The sequence below is a fragment of the Brachybacterium sillae genome (assembly GCF_025028335.1).
GTDB classification, from domain to species: Bacteria; Actinomycetota; Actinomycetes; order Actinomycetales; family Dermabacteraceae; genus Brachybacterium; species Brachybacterium sillae.
The window spans coordinates 415,442-432,863 of the sequence record NZ_JAFEUW010000001.1 but is presented as its reverse complement, the minus strand read 5'-3'; the positions used below and the strand labels follow the sequence as shown (position 1 = coordinate 432,863).

The window sequence follows — 17,422 nt, the reverse complement described above, 5'->3', positions numbered from 1 at the left end:
CCGCCCCGCTCACACCGGCGGCAGTGTGACCCGCCAGGAGATCATCGTGCCGGGATCCAACGGGATCGCGTCGACCCAGCCGGAGTGACGGCGGGCGCGGCTGGCCATGTTCGCCAGGCCGCTGCGGCGCGTCACCGACGGGTCGATCCCGCGGCCGTTGTCCGACACGTTCACCTGCACCACCCGGTCCACGCCCTCATCGATCACCCCGATCGCGACCGCCACCGCGCTGGCGTGCGCGTGCCGTGCGGCATTGGCCAGACATTCCCGGACCACCGCGACGACGTCCTCCGCGATGTCCTCCGGGATCTCTCGGTCCAGCGACTCCGGCGGTGACGGCAGACGCAGGCTCGGGGCGAAACCCAGCCCGGCGGTCGCCAGCCCGGCCTCATGGCGCAGCCGCTCCGTCAGCGTCGCCTCGGGGCGGACGCGTCGCAGGGACTGCACGATCTGACGGATCTGCGCGACGGCGTTCTCCACGCCGCGGGTGCTGGATCCCAGGCGGCGGACGACCGTCTGCGGCGTGGAGGCTCCTGATTCGGCCTCCGCCACCAGTGATTCGAGTTCCATCCCGACCGCGAACAGTTCCTGGATCGCCAGGTCATGCAGATCGCGGGCGATCCGCGCGCGTTCGTCCTCGGCATCCTGAGCCGGCTGATGGGTGACGTCGCGCAGGGCGAGGGAGACCAGCGCGGCGATGCCGTCGACCCGGTCGGCCGTGATCCAGGGTTCGCTCTCCGCGACCACCAGCAGCGCCCCGGGGCCGTCGGGACCGCGCAGGCCGGACTGGCGCCGCAGGGGGAGGTCGGTACCAGGGACGGCGTCGGTGCGGCCGTTCAGGGCCGACAGACGCGCGGTCTCCCCGCTGTGGATGGCGGCGCACAGGATCTGGTTCTCGTGCAGCTCCTGTCCCAGCAGATCCGCGCTGGCCGGACCATCGGCCAGTTCCACCGTCCAGCAGCCGGGCCCCAGCGGCAGCACCAGGGCCACGGTGGTGTGGGGCCCGGATTCCGCCGACGCCATCGCCACCAGTCGCCCGAGCACCTCTTCGAGATCATCACTGGCCAGGACGGCGTCGAGCAGCTCACTCATCGAGGGGCGCCGACTCATGAGGGGACCTCCGGTTCGGGAGACGGGGACGGGGGGAGAGGCGGGGTGGCACCGGGGTGCGCCGGCATCGGCAGGGGCCGCAACGGCAGGAGCGGCACGGCCGCCGGCAGGGCGTCACGCTGGTGCGTGACCACCACGACGGTGCCCTCCGGAGGAAAGAGGCCGTCGGGGCCGGGATCGAGGATCCGGTGCAGCAGGCGCCGGGCGCGCTCCGGATCGAGGTGCTCCGTCGGCTCGTCCAGCAGGGTGAGGGGGCTGCGGCGCAGCACCGCGCGCGCCAGCAGCAGACGCCGCCGCTCCCCACCGGAGACAGTGGTCCCGGCCGCGCCGAGCAGGGTGTCCAGACCCTCGGGAAGCGACCGCACCCAGTCGTCGAGCTCCACGTCGGTGAGTGCAGCGAGGATCTCCTCGTCGGAGGCATCACCCCGCGCCACCCGAAGGTTCTCCCGCACGGTCGTCCCGAAGACATGGGCGTCCTCCGCGTAGCAGACGATCGTGCTGCGCACCTCCGTCGCGGACAGATCACCCACCGGGCGGCCGTCGAGGAGAACCTCTCCGTCGAGCGGCGGCAGCAGACCGGCGAGGGTCTGCAGCAGCGTCGACTTCCCCGCCCCGGAGGGGCCGACGATCGCCAGCCGTGACCCCGAGGGGAGGTCGAGGTGCACCGGCTCCGTGAGGGGGCGGCCCCGAATCCAGCCGACCCGCAGCGCGTGGGCTGTCAGGCGGGCGGCGGGGACGGGGACCGGCGAGGGGTGCGGGGGAGCGGCCGGCGCGCCCGTGCCCGTGGCGTCGGACTCCGTGCCCGTGGCGTCGGACCCCGAGCTCGTGGCGTCGGACGTCGCAGCGGAAGGCCCGTCCGTCTCCATCACTTCCGCGAGGCGGCGAGCGGCAGCTCGGGAGCGGGCGTATTGGGTCGCCGCCGCGGGAAGGGTCTGCGCCGCCTCGAAGGACGACAGCGGCAGCAGCACCAGCATGCCGATCACCCCGGCGCTCGCGGTGCCACCGGCCCAGGCGGGTCCGGCGGCGAGCAGCGACCCGGCGACTGCCAGGACCATCGCGGCGGGAGAGGCCGCGGCCGCGACGGCACTGGGGAGCGCGGCGGCATCGACGGCACGATCCTGGGTGCGCTGATCCTCGTCCAGACGGTCCAGGGCGGCGTCGAGGCGGTCCTCCAGGCGCAGGGCGGAGGCATCATCCAGCACGTGCAGCACCCCGGCGGTCACGGCGCCGCGGGCAGTGACCATCTCCTGCCCGGGTGCCTCGGCGGCGCGCAGTGCCGCCCAGGGAGCGACCACGTAGGCCAGCAGCAGGGAGGCCCCGACCGCCAGCGTCGCCGGCAGGGAGATCGCGGCGAAGGTGACGAGGGCCGCGACCCCCAGCACCACGGCGACGGCAGCCGGCACCACGGCCCGGATCACATGATCCCCGAGCTCCTGGGCGTCATCGCCGAATCGGGCCAGCAGCTCACCGCGACGCACGCGGGCGAGCGGGGTGCCGTGGGCCGCCACCCGTGCGAAGAGGTTCGCCCGGAGATCCACCACCCCGCGCAGCGCCACATCATGGGTGAGCATCCGCTCCAGCCAGCGGAAGGCACCGCGGGACACCCCGAGGGCGCGCACCGCCACGACCGCGACGGTGAGATCGAGCACCGGTGGCATCGTCCAGGCGCGGGTCACCAGATGGGCGGAGACCGCGGCCAGGGCGAAGGCGGCCCCGAGGGTCGCGGAGCCCGCGCCGATGGCTGCGAGCAGTCGCGGACGCTCCAGCTGCAGCAGGGGCATCACCCGGGCGAGAGCGTGGGACGCGCGGCGGCTCATCGGGTCACCTCCACGATCGTCCGGGCGGCAGCGGCGGTGCGGCCACGGTGGGTGACGACGAGCACCGTCCGACCCTCGGCGGACCATCGCCGCATCAGCCCGACGACCAGCTCCTCACTGGCGCCGTCCAGGTGCGCTGTCGGCTCATCCAGGATCACTACCGGGGCGGAGCTCAGCACGGCTCGCGCCAGAGCCAGGCGCTGTCGCTCCCCGAGGGAGGCCCCGGATCCGTCCCGGCCCAGCACGGGTTCCTCCTCGCGAGCGGCCAGCATCGTGTCCAGACCGACCGCGGACAGTGCCTCGTCCAGCTCGGCGTCGGAGGCCTCGGGCCGGGCCTCTCGCAGGACGTCGCGCAGGGGCCCGGGGGGCAGCACCGGACGCTGCGGCAGGTGCACGATCTGATCCCAGTACGTCCGGCGCTGCAGGGCGGTCACGTCCACGGCGTCCCCGCCGGCGGGGATCACCTCGGCGTGACCCTCGTCGGGCTGCAGCAGCCCCAGGAGCACGTGGACGGCGGTGGTCTTCCCCGCGCCACTGGGGCCGATCAGCGCGAGGCTGTGGCCGGGAGGCACCTCGAGGTCGAGCCGGTCGGGTGCGTGGCCCCCATCGCGCGAGCGGACCCCCACGCCCCGCAACCGCAGGGTGCACCGGCGCAGGTCCGGGGCGGGGAGGGTTCCGTCGGCGGGGGCGGGTTCCTCCAGGACGGTGAAGACGGCATCGAGCGCGGCGAGACCGTCGGTGGAGGCATGGAACTGCTGCCCGACCTGCCGCAGCGGCAGGTACGCCTCGGGGGCGAGCACCAACACCGCGAGGGCCGGGAACAGCTCCATCTGCCCGTACACCAGGCGCATGCCGATGGCGACCGCCACCAGAGCCACGCACAGCGTCGCCAGGAGTTCCAACACGGTCGAGGACAGGAACGCCACCCTCAAGGTGTCCATCGTGGAGCGGCGGTGCCGGTCCCCGAGGTCGTGGACGGTGCGCTCCGGGCCGCGTTCGCGTCCCAGGGCTCGCAGCGTCGGCAGACCGTCGACCAGGTCGAGGGTCTGTGCCCACAGACGGCGCTGATCCGCCAGCAGCCGCTCGGAACGACCCTGGGTGAGCAGGCCGATGAGGATCATGAAGATCGGCACCAGGGGAAGGGTGCCCAGGACGATGAGCCCGCTGGTGAGATCCAGCAGGGTGATCGCCACGAGGGCCAGCGGGGTCACGGTCGCGGCGAGCACCAGCTGCGGCACATACCCCACCAGGTAGGGACGCAGCAGCTCCAGGCCGGTGGTGGCGAGGGTCGCCAGGTCACCGCCGCGCCCGGCCCCAGCGCGAGGGCCGAGCAGCGCGGCATGCTCCACCACATCACGGCGCAGCTCGGCGACGGCCGCGGTGGCGGCCCGATGCCCCGTGCGCTGCTGGAGGAACACCGCGCCGGCGCGCACCATCAGCACCCCCAGCAGGGCCAGCAGCACAGCTGGCTGCGCGCTCGGGAGCACACCGTCGACCAGCAGATCCGCACCGATCCGAGCGAGCAGCACGGCGGTGAGGATCACGCACACCGCCTGCAGCAGTCCGAGACCGACGGTCAGTGCGAGGTGCCCACGGGCCGCCCGGACATGCCGCACGAGCCGCGGATCGATCGGCGCGGGGCGCCGTCGACCGCGGCTCGTGACGGGGGTGTCGGTCATGCGGTGGTGGAGCGGGCGTCAGCCCTGATCGAAGGCCTCGCGGTAGCGGGAGCGGACCATGGCCCACATGCCGCCGGCGGGGGTCTCGACCTCGTCCTCCGTCACGCGACGGCGGAACACCCAGTAGGTCCACACCTGGTAGGCCAGGACGATCGGCAGCAGGATCACAGTGGCAATGGTCATGACCATCAGGGTGTGCTCCGAGCTGGAGGCGTTCGCCACGGTCAGGGAGAGCGCGTCGTCACCGCGGGCCGGCAGCAGGTAGGGGAACAGGCCGCCGAACAGCTGGATCGTCGCCGCGGCGATCGCCAGGCTGCTCGCCGCGAAGGCGAGGCCCTCCTTGCGGGCCCGGTTCAGCGGGATCACCGCCACCAAGGCGAGGGCCGCCACCAGCAGCGGAAGCCAGGTCAGCACGCTGCGGGAGTAGGCCAGCTGGGCCCAGATGAGGAAGATCGCGCCACCCACGATGGTGGGGATGATCAGCTTCCCGGCCAGAGAGTGTGCCCGCTCGCGAACCTCGCCGGTGGTGCGCAGTGCCAGGTACAGGGTGCCGTGCAGCCAGAACAGCAGCACGAAGACCAGACCGCCGAGCAGGCCGAAGGGGTTGAGCAGCCCGAGCAGCGAGGTGGTGATCCAGCGGTTCTCGTCGATGCCGACGCCCTGGACGATGTTGGCGAAGGCCACGCCCCACAGCAGCGCCGGGAGCAGCCCGCCGATGACGTGCATGATGTCCCAGGTGCGGTGCCAGGTCGGGTTGTCGATCTTGTCGCGGTACTTGAAGGCGCACACGCGCACGATCAGTGCCACGAGGATCAGCAGCAGGGCCAGGTAGAAGCCCGAGAAGAGCGTCGCGTACATCTCCGGGAAGGCGGCGAACATCGCGCCGCCGGCGACGATCAGCCACACCTGGTTGCCGTCCCACACCGGGGCGATGGTCCGCAGCACCTGGCGGGTGCGGGTGTCGTCACCCTTGCCGATGGCGGCGACGTTCATGCCGACGCCGAAGTCGAAGCCCTCGAGCACGAAGTAGCCCAGGAACAGGACCGTCAGCAGGATGAACCAGAGGGTCTGGAGCGCGGTGGTGTCCATGATCGAGACCGTTCCTCTCAGTAGCCGAAGGACAGCACGGGGGTGTCGACCTCGCCCGTGGAGCGTTCACGACGCGGGGTGGGGATGCCCTTGCGCGCGGTGCTGCGCATCAGGTGGAACCACACCACCGCGAGCACCCCGTACAGGAGGGTGAAGACGGCCAGGGAGGTCACGACCATCCAGGCCGGATGGTTGGAGACACCCTGCATGGTCAGCAGGCTGATGGTCGGGTCACCCATCGGGTTGGGCGCGACGACCCACGGCTGGCGGCCCATCTCGGTGAACACCCAGCCGGCGGTGTTGGCCAGGAACGGCATGGCGATCGCGAGCACCGCGAACCAGGCGAAGGCCTGGGAGCCGGTGGTGCGGGCGGCCTCGCCCTTGCCGCGGGTGGCCAGCAGTGCCCAGAGGGCCAGGATGCCGCTGAACGCGGCCAGGCCGATCATGAGGCGGAAGCTCCAGTAGGTCACGAACAGGTTCGGCCGGTAGTCGACGGCCTGCTCGGTGCCCTCGATGTCGGTGGCGGTGGCGCCGAACTGGGCGGCGTACTCCTCCTGCAGGGCGTCCACGCCCTTCAGCTCAGCGTTCGGATCGTTGGTGGCGAGGAACGAGGTGAGGTTCGGGATCTCGATCAGGTGGGTCACGCTCGAGCAGTCGGCCGTGAACGCGTCCGGCCCGCCGATGGTGAGGATGGAGAAGGGGGCACCCTCCTGCGTCTCGCACAGCGCCTCGGCCGAGGCCATCTTCATCGGCTGCTGCTGGAACATGATCTTCGCCTGCGCATCACCGGAGACGACGAGGACGACGGCGGAGATCAGCATGACGATGACACCGAAACGGGTGGCGGGGCGGAAGATCTCCCGCGCCATGTGCCAGTGGCTCTCGGCCTCGCGTGAGCCGACCGGGGCCGCCTCGGCCATCCGGTGATGACGGACCATGTGCCACGCCGCGACACCGGTGACGAACGCACCGGCGGTGAGCCAGGCCCCCGAGATCACATGGGGGAAGGCCACCAGGGTGGTGACGTTGGTGAGGACGGAGATGATCCCGCCCTGGGCCGGATCGAGTTCGGCGCGACCGGTCTCCGGGTTGAAGTGGGCGCCGACCGGGTGCTGCATGAAGGAGTTCGCGGCGAGGATGAAGTACGCCGAGAGCATGGTGCCGATGGCGACGCACCAGATGGTGAGCAGGTGCAGCTTCTCCGGCAGGCGGTTCCAGCCGAAGATCCACAGGCCCAGGAACACGGACTCGAGGAAGAAGGCGGCGAGGCCCTCGAGGGCCAGCGGGGCGCCGAAGATGTCACCGACGAAGCGGGAGTACTCCGACCAGTTCATGCCGAACTGGAACTCCTGCACGATGCCGGTGGCGATTCCGATGCCGAAGTTGACGATGAGCATCGACCCGAAGAACTTCGTCAGGCGGGTCCAGGCGTCGCGGCGGACCGCGTCACGGGAGGTGTGGGCGATCGTCTGCATGATCGCCACGAGCAGCGACAGACCGATCGTGAGCGGCACGAAGATGAAGTGGTAGACGGTCGTGATGCCGAACTGCCATCGGGCCAGATCGAGGGCGTCCATGGTGTCTCCGGGAACAGGGATGGGGTAGTGCGCTCTTAACCTACTCCCGCGTACGCGCGCGTGCACCGGGACGATGGTCCCCCAGCGTGCCGCCTGACCGTGAGAGGGGACTCAGGTGACGCGGATCTCTCCCCGTAGACTCGCCGGGACAGCGACCCGTCGGGTCCGACCGTCCCCGCCGACTGGAGGAACCATGACCGCCAAGCAGTCCATCCTCGGCCGCATCGCCCAGCTGACCCGAGCCAACATCCACGCCCTGTTGGACCAGGCCGGGGATCCGGAGAAGATGCTGGATCAGATGATCCGTGACTACACCGATTCCATCCGAGAGGCCGAGACCGCGGTCGCGCAGACCATCGGGAACCTGCGTCTCATGGAGCAGGACCAGGAGGAGGATCGCCGCGCCGCCGAGGAGTGGGGGCGCAAGGCGCTCGTGGCCTCCCAGCGCGGTGATGAGCTGCGCGCCCAGGGGAACACCTCGGAGGCTGACCGTTTCGACGCGCTCGCCCGCGTCGCCATCGAGCGTCAGATGCAGGCCGAGGAGGAGATCCGGGCGGTGCAGCCGTCGATCGACTCACAGAACGAGGTCGTGGGCAAGCTGAAGTCCGGGCTGGACATCATGCACGGCAAGCTCAACGAGCTGCGTTCGCGTCGGGATCAGCTGGTGGCCCGCTCCCGCGCGGCGCAGGCGCAGAACCGCATGGCCGACGCCATGGGCGCCATCGACGTGCTCGATCCCACCAGTGAACTCTCCCGCTTCGAGGAGAAGGTGCGCCGCGAGGAGGCGCGCGTCATCGGCCGCGAGGAGCTCGCCGCCAGCAGCATCGACAACCAGTTCGAGGCACTCGAGGTCGAAGCGCGTCGGGTGGATGTCGATGAGCGCCTCAAGGCCCTGAAGGCCGGGACCCGACCGGCCGACGCGATCGAGTCCTGAGACCGGTCACCGGCCCGGCCGGCCGATGGTCCTACGGCGGCGGCGCGACCAGGGTTCTCCCCGGTCGTGCCACCGCTCTGTGCCATACTGGCTCGGATCCGTCGTCGCCCCGTACCGGGTGAGGGCGGCCTCCCGGCGTCGATCCGCCGCACCGGGTCCGCGAGAGCTCGCGACCGTGATGCATCGTCGATCGACATCGCTGCGCTCTGTCGAGCTGCGCGACGGCGAGGAGACACGACTTCCGTCCTCCGGGACGATGACACGCAGGGCCCAGGGTGCGCTGGTGACCCGTGAGGAGCCTTCCCATGGCCGATACCGACCGCACGCCCTCGGACTCGTCGGACTCGACGCCCGAATCCTCCACCGCCTCCGCACCGCGCCGTCGGCGACGCGCCGGAGCGCCCGCCGGGGCGCCGACCGTGACGGTCCCGGAGGCCCCGGCCGGCTCCGAGGGCCAGGCCCCGACGCGGCGCACCAGCGTTCCCGAGCAGCATGCGGCCGCGGAGAGCACCGAGTCGGCGCCCCGCGCTCGTCGCCCGCGTCGGCGCGCCGGATCCCCGGCCGGGGCACCGGTGATCCCGGCGGAGACCGCGACGTCGGTCGAGGGGACCGCGTCGGTGGAGTCCGCCGACGCCCCCGCGGCCCCCGAGACGCCCGAGACGGTGGAGGTCCCCGAGGCGCCCGAGACGGTGGAGGTCCCCGAGGCGCCCGAGACGGTGGAGGGCGCGGACCGGGTCGATGCGATGGAGCAGGTCGAGGCTCCGCAGTCCCCTCAGGAGGAGGCTCCCACGCCGACGCCGGGTGGCATCGCCGATGATCTGCGCGCCCTGGCGGCCTCGCATCCGAGCCCGGAGGCTCCGGCCCGCACCGCTGCCGAGCGGGAGCAGGCGCAGATGGACTTCGCTTCGCTTCTCTTCCAGGCGCCCGTCGCGCCGACCGCCCGCGCTGCGGGTGACGACACCGGGACGGGCGACGAGGACGACGCTGCCGCGGATGAGACCCCGACCACCGAGGTCGCCTTCGACTCCGGGGAGGGAGCGCGCCGGTCGCGTCGCCACTCCCGCCGGGCAGGTGCCCCCGCTGGTGCACCGCGCAGTGAGGGCGATCCGCAGGACGAGGACGACCGGAACGCCGCCTTTGATGAGACCTCGACGGAGACCTCGACGGAGACCTCGACTGAAGGGGAGGCCGAGGGGGAGACCGACACCGCCACCGACCAGGATGAGCGTTCCGGGGAGGGCGGTGGCCGTCGCCGCCGACGCCGCGGGGGGCGTGGCCGTCGCGGCCGTGGCCGTGGGGAGGACGCCGCCACCTCCGAGGACGATTCCGCCTCCGATGATGCTTCCGGTGAGGGCCGGGACGCGGACCGAGCGGACCGGGATCCCGAGGACGGTGAGTCCGAGGGGGAGGGCCGCGAGGTCTCCGAGGACGACACCACCGGTGAGGATTCCTCCGGCGGGGAGGGTTCAGGTGGCTCCTCCAGCTCCCGGCGTCGGCGTCGGCGCCGCCGCTCCGGCTCCTCCCAGGGGGAGGACGCCTCGCCGGATGATCCGCCGAACACCGTCGTGAAGGTCCGCGAGGGCCGCGACGAGGTCAAGGCCGTCAAGGGCTCCACCCGCCTGGAGGCCAAGAAGCAGCGCCGCCGGGAGGGCCGCGAGTCGGGCCGCCGCCGCAGCGTCATCACCGAGGCCGAGTTCCTCGCCCGCCGTGAGAGCGTCAAACGCTCCATGGTGGTGCGCGAGATGACCGGGCGTACCCAGATCGCGGTGCTCGAGGACGATGTGCTCGTCGAGCACTACGTCGCGCAGAAGACCCAGACCTCGATGGTCGGCAACGTGTACCTGGGCAAGGTGCAGAACGTGCTGCCCAGCATGGAGGCGGCCTTCGTCGACATCGGGAAGGGCCGCAACGCCGTGCTCTACGCCGGCGAGGTCAACTGGGATGCTACGGGTCTCGACGGCCAGCCGCGTCGCATCGAGCTGGCGCTCAAGAGCGGCGACTCCGTCCTGGTGCAGGTCACCAAGGACCCCATCGGCCACAAGGGCGCCCGCCTGACCAGCCAGATCTCTCTGCCGGGTCGTTACCTGGTGTATGTGCCGGGCGGATCCATGACCGGCATCTCCCGCAAGCTGCCCGATACCGAGCGCAATCGCCTGAAGAAGATCATGCGGCAGGTGATCCCCGAGGACGCCGGTGTCATCGTGCGCACCGCCGCGGAGGGCGCCAGTGAGGAGGAGCTGGCGCGGGATGTCGAGCGTCTGCAGGCGCAGTGGGAGAAGATCCAGAAGGCCCAGAAGTCCAAGAGCGCCCCGGTGGCGCTCTCCCAGGAGCCCGACATCGCCATCAAGGTGGTGCGTGACGTCTTCAACGAGGACTTCACCTCGCTGATCGTCGAGGGGGAGGGCGTCTACCAGGACGTCCACGAGTACGTCTCCGCCGTCGCGCCGGACCTGCTGGAGCGGGTCACCCGCCACGTGGGTGACAAGGACGTGTTCGCCAAGCACCGGATCGACGAGCAGCTGCTCAAGGCGATGGACCGCAAGGTGTATCTGCCCTCCGGCGGCTCGCTGGTGATCGACCGCACCGAAGCCATGACCGTCATCGACGTCAACACCGGCAAGTTCACCGGTTCCGGCGGGTCGCTCGAGGAGACGGTCACCCGCAACAACCTCGAGGCGGCGGAGGAGATCGTCCGCCAGCTGCGACTGCGCGACATCGGCGGCATCATCGTCATCGACTTCATCGACATGGTGCTCGAGTCCAACCGCGACCTGGTGCTGCGGCGACTGGTCGAGTGCCTCGGCCGCGACCGCACCAAGCATCAGGTGGCGGAGGTGACCTCGCTGGGTCTGGTGCAGATGACCCGTAAGCGCGTCGGCCAGGGGCTGGTGGAGACCTTCTCCCACAGGTGCGAGACCTGCAACGGCCGCGGTCTGGTGATCGACCTCGACGGCACCCCGGTGGAGCACTCCCACGGCACGGACGAGGAGTCCTCCGGCGGCTCCCGTCGTCGGCGGGGCAAGAACCGCGGGAAGTCCACCAACGGGTCTGCCAAGGACGCGGTGAACGACCTGCTCGAGGGCCGCAGCGCCGACGTGCACCGGCTGGAGCAGGACGAGAAGTCCCGCGAGCTGGCGCGCGCGACCATCGCCTCGATCGCCCGGGCCACCACCACCGCGCGGTCCGCGCCGGAGGTCGTGGTCGACGGCGAGGTGGTCAGGGTCGATGACGCGCAGGTGTCGGACTCCGACACCTCGGAGGAGTCCCGCGCCGAGAGCCCGGAGGAGTCGACTGCCGACGCTTCGCAGGCTGCGACGTCGGCGGAACCCTCGACCGGTGAGCAGGAGCACTCGCCCGAAGGGTGACCAGTTCCACAGCTGACGGGCGGTATCCGTGCAGGTCGCGGGCCGGTTCATGGTTGACCTGAGCGGAACCGCCGCCGTAAGCTATCCCCTGGCGCTTTTCCGCGCCGAGTCGTGCCCGCCCTCAGGGTTTCGCGCGACCGCGCGTCCTGCGCCAGGAACCCGAACGGTGGATGCCGTGAGGGGGTGCGGTTCGACGGTCGACGGTCGGCGACGACCACGGCGGGATCGCAACAGGTTTCCGATGAAGATGGAGCAGTGACGTGGTGTACGCAATCGTCCGCGCAGGCGGTCGTCAGGAGAAGGTGTCGGTCGGCGACACCATCGTGATCAACCGCGTGGCCGGCGAGGCGGGCGCGAGCGTCGAGCTCACCCCGGTGCTGGTCGTCGACGGCGACAAGGTCACCTCCGGCAAGGACGACCTCGCCAAGGTGACGGTCTCCGCGGAGAAGGTCGAGGACCTGCGCGGTCCGAAGATCCGCATCCTCAAGTACAAGAACAAGACGGGTTACAAGCGGCGCCAGGGCCATCGCCAGGAGCTCACCCGCCTGAAGATCACCGGCATCGCCTGAGCGGCGAGGCTACGGGACCAGAACGAGAGAAGGTTCGACATGGCACATAAGAAGGGCGCGAGCTCCTCGAAGAACGGTCGCGACTCGAACGCGCAGCGTCTCGGCGTGAAGCGTTTCGGCGGCCAGGTCGTCGGCGCGGGCGAGATCCTTGTGCGTCAGCGCGGCACCAGCATCCACCCGGGTGACGGCGTGGGCCGTGGCTCCGACGACACCCTGTTCGCCCTCGTGGCGGGCACCGTCGAGTTCGGTCGCAAGCGTGACCGCAAGGTGGTCAGTGTCGTCGCCGACGCGTGATCCCGGCCCGGGCGCACTGCCCGGACCCCATGACCTGAAGAGGGGCGGAGCGAGCAGCTCCGCCCCTCGTCGTCCCTCCCCACCTCGTCACCCGCGCCGCCCGCCCCGAGCAGGCTTCCCGTGGAAGGAACACCCATGGCCACCTTCGTCGATCGCGTGGTGCTGCACGTCGCCGGCGGCAATGGCGGACACGGTGCCGCCTCCATCCGCCGTGAGAAGTTCAAGCCCCTGGCGGGGCCCGACGGCGCCAACGGCGGCCGCGGTGGGGACGTGATCCTCGAGGTCGACCCCTCCACGACCACCCTGCTGGCGTACCACCACAAGCCGCACCAGCGCGCCACCTCCGGGGACTTCGGCAAGGGGGACATGCGCGCCGGCGCCAACGGCGAGGACCTGGTGCTGCCGGTGCCCGACGGCACTGTCGTGACCACCCAGGACGGTCGTGTCCTCGCGGACATGGTCGGCGTCGGTACCCGCTTCGTCGCCGCTCGCGGCGGGCAGGGCGGCCTCGGCAACGCCGCCCTCGCCTCCCCGAAGCGCAAGGCTCCCGGTTTCGCCCTGCTCGGTGAGCCCGGTGAGGAGCGCAGCCTGGTGCTGGAGCTCAAGTCCGTCGCGGACGTCGCCCTCGTCGGCTACCCCAGCGCCGGGAAGAGCTCCCTCATCGCCGCGATGAGCGCCGCCCGTCCGAAGATCGCCGACTACCCCTTCACCACCCTGGTGCCGAACCTCGGGGTGGTCGAGGCGGGGGAGTACCGCTACACCATCGCCGACGTCCCCGGCCTCATTCCCGGTGCCAGCCAGGGCAAGGGCCTGGGTCTGGACTTCCTGCGGCACATCGAGCGCTGCCACGTGATCGTGCATGTGCTCGACGCCGCCACCCCCGAGTCGGACCGCGACCCGCTGCACGATCTCGAGGTCATCGAGGGGGAGCTGGCGGCCTATGCGGAGCGGCTCGACGCGGAGGTCCGCGCGGGGGATGACCCGGTGGGCACCGCGCGCATGCCACTGATGGAACGGCCGACCGTGGTCGTGCTCAACAAGACCGACCTGCCCGACGGCGCCGACATGGCCGAGATGGTCCGCGATCATCTGGCCGACCGCGGGGTGCCGGTGCTCGAGGTCAGCGCTGTCTCCCACAAGGGCCTGCGGGAGCTGTCGTTCACCCTGGGGCGGTTGGTGGAGCAGGCCCGCGCCGCCCTGCCCGAACCGACCCGCGCCCCGATCGTGCTCACTCCCCGTGCCGTGGACGAGGTGCCGTTCCGGGTGGAGAAGGAGCAGTACGAGGGGGACGTCGCGTACCGCGTGATCGGCGACAAGCCGGAGCGCTGGGTGCGGCAGACCGACTTCCGCAACGACGAGGCCGTCGGCTACCTCGCGGATCGCCTCGCGAAGCTCGGGGTGGAGGAGAAGCTGTACGAGGTCGGCGCCCGCGCCGGGGACACCGTGGTGATCGGCCCCGGGGAGGACGCGGTCGTCTTCGACTGGGAGCCGACGATGGTCGGCGGGGCCGAGCTGCTCGGCGCCCGCGGGACCGACGTGCGGCTGGAGGATCGTTCGCGACCCACCCGAGAGGCCAAGCGCGCCGAGCAGAAGGCCCGCACCGCAGCCCGCATGGAGCGGATCGCTGCGATGGAGGAGGAACGTCGGGCTGGCCACTGGTCCGATCCCTCCCGCGTCGACGACCCGACCGGACTCGAGGGGCGCGAGGGCTGACCCGTGCCGCGTCGTGACCCCGAGATCCACGCCCCCGCCGACACGCGCCAACCCGCGCGATTGCGTGGCCGCGGTGACGTCGGTGGTGCCCGTCGCGTGGTGGTGAAGATCGGCTCCTCCAGCCTCACCGATGCCACCGGGCATCTCGATGCGGCGCGCGTGCAGGAGCTGACGGACACGGCGGCGGCCTGGCGGGCGCGAGGCACCGAGGTGCTGCTGGTGTCCTCGGGGGCGATCGCCGCGGCCCTCGGGGTGCTCGGGCTGGAGCACCGGCCCTCCGAGATCGGTGCCCAGCAGGCCGCCGCCGCGGTTGGACAGTCGATCCTCGCCACCGCCTGGTCCCAGGCCTTCGTCCGGCACGGAGTGGTGACCGGGCAGGTGCTGCTCACCGAGAGCGATGTGATCCGCCCGGTGACGTACCGCCACGTCCGCACCGCCCTGGAGGAGATGCTGCGGCTCGGGGTGGTGCCGATCATCAACGAGAACGACACCACCGCCACGCATGAAGTCCGGTTCGGGGACAACGACCGCCTGGCGGCGCTGGTCGCGCAGCTGATCGGAGCCGACCTGCTGGTGCTGCTCACCGACGTCGACGCCCTGTACACCGCCCCGCCGAGCAGACCCGGGGCGCGGCGCCTCGCGACGGTGGAGGATCCCCACGCTCTGCAGGGGGTGGAGATCGGATCCGTCGGGTCCCGCGTCGGCACCGGTGGCATGGTCACGAAGCTCGCTGCGGCGCAGCACGCCGTCAGCACCGGAACCGCCACCCTTCTCACCGCCGCGCAGAGGTTCGCCGAGGCCGCCGCGGGTGAGGACGTGGGCACCTTCTTCCCGGCGCAGGAGGGCCGGCGCCGCTCCCGGCTGATGTGGCTGCGGTTCGCGGCGCGCGGAGCCGGGCTGCTGCACGTCGATGCGGGCGCCGCCGAGGCGCTGCGCAGCGGACGCCGCTCCCTGCTGGCTGTCGGCGTCACCGGCGTCGAGGGCGTCTTCGGGCCCGGGGTCCCGGTGGACGTGATCTCCGCCGACGGCTCCCCGATCGCCCGGGGACTCGTCGCCTACGGCAGTGATGACCTGCGATCCATGTGCGGCCGCAGCACCGCCCAGCTGCGCCGCGAGATGGGGGAGGGCTACGCCCGCCCCGTCCTGCACCGGGACGACCTGGTGCTGCTGTGACCCCTGGGGGCCGGGCTCACCGGTTCCCTCTCCATCCACCACCGGGGAGTTCTCTTCATGCCACGTCCCGTTCTCGGCATCATCATCGCCAGCATCCGCCCGCAGCGCGTGGGCGACAAGGTCGCCCGCTGGATCGCGGAGCTCGCTGACTCCACGGGGGAGTGGGAGGTCGACCTCATCGACCTGGCTGAGGTGGATCTGCCACTGCAGACCGGAGAGCCGAAGTCCCCCATGGCCGGGAACTACACGCAGGAGCACACCAAGCGGTGGAGCCGCCGGGTGAACCGACTCGACGCGATCATCATCGTCACCCCCGAGTACAACCACGGGTACCCGGCGCAGCTGAAGCTCGCCCTGGACAGCCTGGGTCGCGAATGGGCCTACAAGCCGCTGGGTTTCGCCTCCTACGGCGGCATCTCCGGGGGCCTGCGGGCGGTGGCGCAGCTGAAGCTCACCGCGGTGTTCCTGCGGATGGTGGTCTCTGCCGAGGCACTGGTCGTGCCCATGGTCCACGCGCAGATCGTCGACGGGCGTTTCGAGCCCACCGATCAGCAGGCGGCGGGCACCGAGCGGATGCTCACCGACCTGGCACAGCTGCAGCGGGCCCTCGCTCCGCTGACCATCGACGTGCCGGTGCAGACGCAGGAGGAGGCGCAGGAACAGTCGGCCGACGAGGCCGGCAACCCCTCCGAGTCCGACGAGCCGCACCCCGTGGACGAGCGCCGCTGACGCGGCGACACCACCGTAGGGTGGGCGCATGAACACCACCCCCAGTCCGGACCCCTCGCCCGCGGCCGACTCCGCCGACGCCACCCGCGAGGGAGTGCTCGCCGCCGCCCGGTCCGCTCGGGCCGCCCAACCGGCCCTTGCGCGTCTGCACCGGGACCGTAAGGACCAGGTGCTGCGGGCCATGGCCGACGCCCTGGTGGAGGCTGCCCACGAGATCGTCACGGCCAACGCCGAAGACCTCGAGGCGGCGGACCGCTCCGGGATAGAGGCGGGGCTGCGGGACCGCCTGGCACTGGACCCGCAGCGGGTCACCGCCATCGCCCAACAGCTGCGGGACGCCGCCGCGCTGCCGGACCCCGTCGGAGAGGTGGTGCGCGGTTCCGTCCTCGCCAACGGGTTGGAGCTGCGGCAGGTGCGGGTGCCGCTCGGCGTGGTCGGCATGGTCTACGAAGCGCGACCGAATGTCACGGTGGACGCCGCCGGTCTGGCGCTGAAGTCCGGGAACGCGGTGGTCCTGCGCGGCGGTTCCGCGGCGGTGCACTCCAACACCGCCCTCATCGGTGTGCTGCGGCGGGTGCTCGGGGAGCAGGGCCTGCCGGAGGATCTGATCGTCGGCATCGACGCCTTCGGTCGCGACGGCGTGGACGTGCTCATGCGGGCCCGCGGCCTGGTGGACGTGCTCATCCCGCGCGGCGGCGCCGGGCTCATCCGCCGGGTGGTGGAGAACTCGACGGTCCCCGTGATCGAGACCGGCACCGGCAACACCCACGTCTTCGTCGACGCGAGCGCGGACCTCGACCAGGCCGAGGCGATCATCGAGAACGCGAAGACACAGCGCATCGGCGTGTGCAACGCCCTGGAGACTCTCCTCGTGCATCGCGATGTGGCGGCGCGGGCGCTGCCGCGGATCGCCCGGCGTCTCGCCCCGCACGGGGTGACACTGCACGCCGATGAGGCCGCCCGCGCGGTGCTCACGTCGGGGACCGACGGTCAGGCGGGAGCGACGTCGCTGCGGGTGGTCCCGGCGCAGGAGTCCGACTGGGACACCGAATACCTGGACCTCGATCTGGCGGTGGCCGTGGTGGACGACCTCGATGCCGCGCTGGAGCACATCCGTGCGCATTCCTCCGGCCACACCGAGTCGATCCTCACCCGGGACCTGACTTCCGAGCGGCGGTTCCTGGCGGAGGTGGATTCCGCGGTGGTGATGGCCAACGCGTCCACCCGGTTCAGCGACGGCGGCGAGTTCGGCTTCGGCGCGGAGATCGGTATCTCCACCCAGAAGCTCCACGCCCGCGGGCCGATGGGCCTGCCCGAGCTGACCACCACGAAGTGGATCGTCATCGGCCAGGGGCACGTGCGCGCCTGAGGGC

At 71.4% G+C, this 17,422-nt stretch carries 13 protein-coding genes; 8 read left to right on the top strand and 5 right to left on the bottom strand.

Annotated features, from left to right (window positions below; all coding sequences use genetic code 11):
- Positions 1-9: 9 nt before the first annotated feature.
- The 5 genes from JSY14_RS01950 to JSY14_RS01930 are packed head-to-tail and all read right to left on the bottom strand — an operon-like array spanning position 10 to position 7,272.
- Positions 10-1,110 (bottom strand): sensor histidine kinase, encoded by a 1,101-nt coding sequence (locus JSY14_RS01950; protein WP_259557079.1) that lies wholly within the window; start codon positions 1,108-1,110, stop codon positions 10-12.
- A complete protein-coding gene (gene cydC / locus JSY14_RS01945) occupies positions 1,107-2,927 on the bottom strand; it encodes a thiol reductant ABC exporter subunit CydC (RefSeq protein WP_259557078.1) in 1,821 nt (606 codons plus the stop codon). The genes JSY14_RS01950 and cydC overlap by 4 nt, the downstream gene beginning before the upstream one ends.
- Positions 2,924-4,606: a thiol reductant ABC exporter subunit CydD gene (gene cydD, locus JSY14_RS01940; protein ID WP_259557077.1), complete on the bottom strand. Its 1,683-nt coding sequence runs from the start codon at positions 4,604-4,606 to the stop codon at positions 2,924-2,926. Before cydD ends, cydC begins: the two co-directional genes overlap by 4 nt.
- A gap of 18 nt (positions 4,607-4,624) precedes the next feature.
- The gene (gene cydB, locus JSY14_RS01935) at positions 4,625-5,695 is read right to left on the bottom strand and encodes a cytochrome d ubiquinol oxidase subunit II (protein ID WP_259557076.1); all 1,071 of its coding nucleotides are present in this window, start codon (positions 5,693-5,695) and stop codon (positions 4,625-4,627) included.
- 17 nt (positions 5,696-5,712) lie between these two features.
- Entirely contained in the window at positions 5,713-7,272 is a 1,560-nt protein-coding gene (locus JSY14_RS01930) for a cytochrome ubiquinol oxidase subunit I (protein WP_259557075.1), read from the bottom strand.
- Positions 7,273-7,465: 193 nt separating this feature from the next.
- Between JSY14_RS01930 and JSY14_RS01925 the strand changes: the two genes are divergently transcribed.
- From JSY14_RS01925 to JSY14_RS01890, 8 genes are all read left to right on the top strand, one after another.
- Positions 7,466-8,206: a PspA/IM30 family protein gene (locus JSY14_RS01925; RefSeq protein ID WP_259557074.1), complete on the top strand. Its 741-nt coding sequence runs from the start codon at positions 7,466-7,468 to the stop codon at positions 8,204-8,206.
- Between the two features lie 305 nt (positions 8,207-8,511).
- A complete protein-coding gene (locus JSY14_RS01920) occupies positions 8,512-11,571 on the top strand; it encodes an Rne/Rng family ribonuclease (protein WP_259557072.1) in 3,060 nt (1,019 codons plus the stop codon).
- 260 nt (positions 11,572-11,831) lie between these two features.
- Positions 11,832-12,140 carry a 50S ribosomal protein L21 gene (gene rplU, locus JSY14_RS01915; protein WP_259557071.1) on the top strand — a complete coding sequence of 103 codons (309 nt, stop codon included), beginning with the start codon at positions 11,832-11,834 and terminating at the stop codon, positions 12,138-12,140.
- Positions 12,141-12,179: 39 nt separating this feature from the next.
- A complete protein-coding gene (gene rpmA / locus JSY14_RS01910; protein WP_259557070.1) occupies positions 12,180-12,434 on the top strand; it encodes a 50S ribosomal protein L27 in 255 nt (84 codons plus the stop codon).
- A gap of 135 nt (positions 12,435-12,569) precedes the next feature.
- Positions 12,570-14,147, top strand: a complete 1,578-nt coding sequence (obgE, locus tag JSY14_RS01905; protein ID WP_259557069.1) for a GTPase ObgE — start codon at positions 12,570-12,572, stop codon at positions 14,145-14,147.
- Between the two features lie 3 nt (positions 14,148-14,150).
- Positions 14,151-15,320, top strand: coding sequence for a glutamate 5-kinase (gene proB, locus JSY14_RS01900; protein ID WP_259557068.1), 1,170 nt, complete (start codon positions 14,151-14,153; stop codon positions 15,318-15,320).
- Between the two features lie 57 nt (positions 15,321-15,377).
- Positions 15,378-16,049 (top strand): NADPH-dependent FMN reductase, encoded by a 672-nt coding sequence (locus JSY14_RS01895; RefSeq protein WP_259557067.1) that lies wholly within the window; start codon positions 15,378-15,380, stop codon positions 16,047-16,049.
- A gap of 28 nt (positions 16,050-16,077) precedes the next feature.
- Positions 16,078-17,418, top strand: coding sequence for a glutamate-5-semialdehyde dehydrogenase (locus tag JSY14_RS01890; RefSeq protein WP_259557066.1), 1,341 nt, complete (start codon positions 16,078-16,080; stop codon positions 17,416-17,418).
- Positions 17,419-17,422 lie beyond the last annotated feature (4 nt).

Coding starts and splice junctions, on each gene's coding strand:
- JSY14_RS01950 (WP_259557079.1), bottom strand. CDS start 1,110: ATGAGTCGGCGCCCCTCGATGAGTGAGCTGCTCGACGCCGTCCTGGCC.
- cydC (WP_259557078.1), bottom strand. CDS start 2,927: ATGAGCCGCCGCGCGTCCCACGCTCTCGCCCGGGTGATGCCCCTGCTG.
- cydD (WP_259557077.1), bottom strand. CDS start 4,606: ATGACCGACACCCCCGTCACGAGCCGCGGTCGACGGCGCCCCGCGCCG.
- cydB (WP_259557076.1), bottom strand. CDS start 5,695: ATGGACACCACCGCGCTCCAGACCCTCTGGTTCATCCTGCTGACGGTC.
- JSY14_RS01930 (WP_259557075.1), bottom strand. CDS start 7,272: ATGGACGCCCTCGATCTGGCCCGATGGCAGTTCGGCATCACGACCGTC.
- JSY14_RS01925 (WP_259557074.1), top strand. CDS start 7,466: ATGACCGCCAAGCAGTCCATCCTCGGCCGCATCGCCCAGCTGACCCGA.
- JSY14_RS01920 (WP_259557072.1), top strand. CDS start 8,512: ATGGCCGATACCGACCGCACGCCCTCGGACTCGTCGGACTCGACGCCC.
- rpmA (WP_259557070.1), top strand. CDS start 12,180: ATGGCACATAAGAAGGGCGCGAGCTCCTCGAAGAACGGTCGCGACTCG.
- obgE (WP_259557069.1), top strand. CDS start 12,570: ATGGCCACCTTCGTCGATCGCGTGGTGCTGCACGTCGCCGGCGGCAAT.
- JSY14_RS01895 (WP_259557067.1), top strand. CDS start 15,378: ATGCCACGTCCCGTTCTCGGCATCATCATCGCCAGCATCCGCCCGCAG.
- JSY14_RS01890 (WP_259557066.1), top strand. CDS start 16,078: ATGAACACCACCCCCAGTCCGGACCCCTCGCCCGCGGCCGACTCCGCC.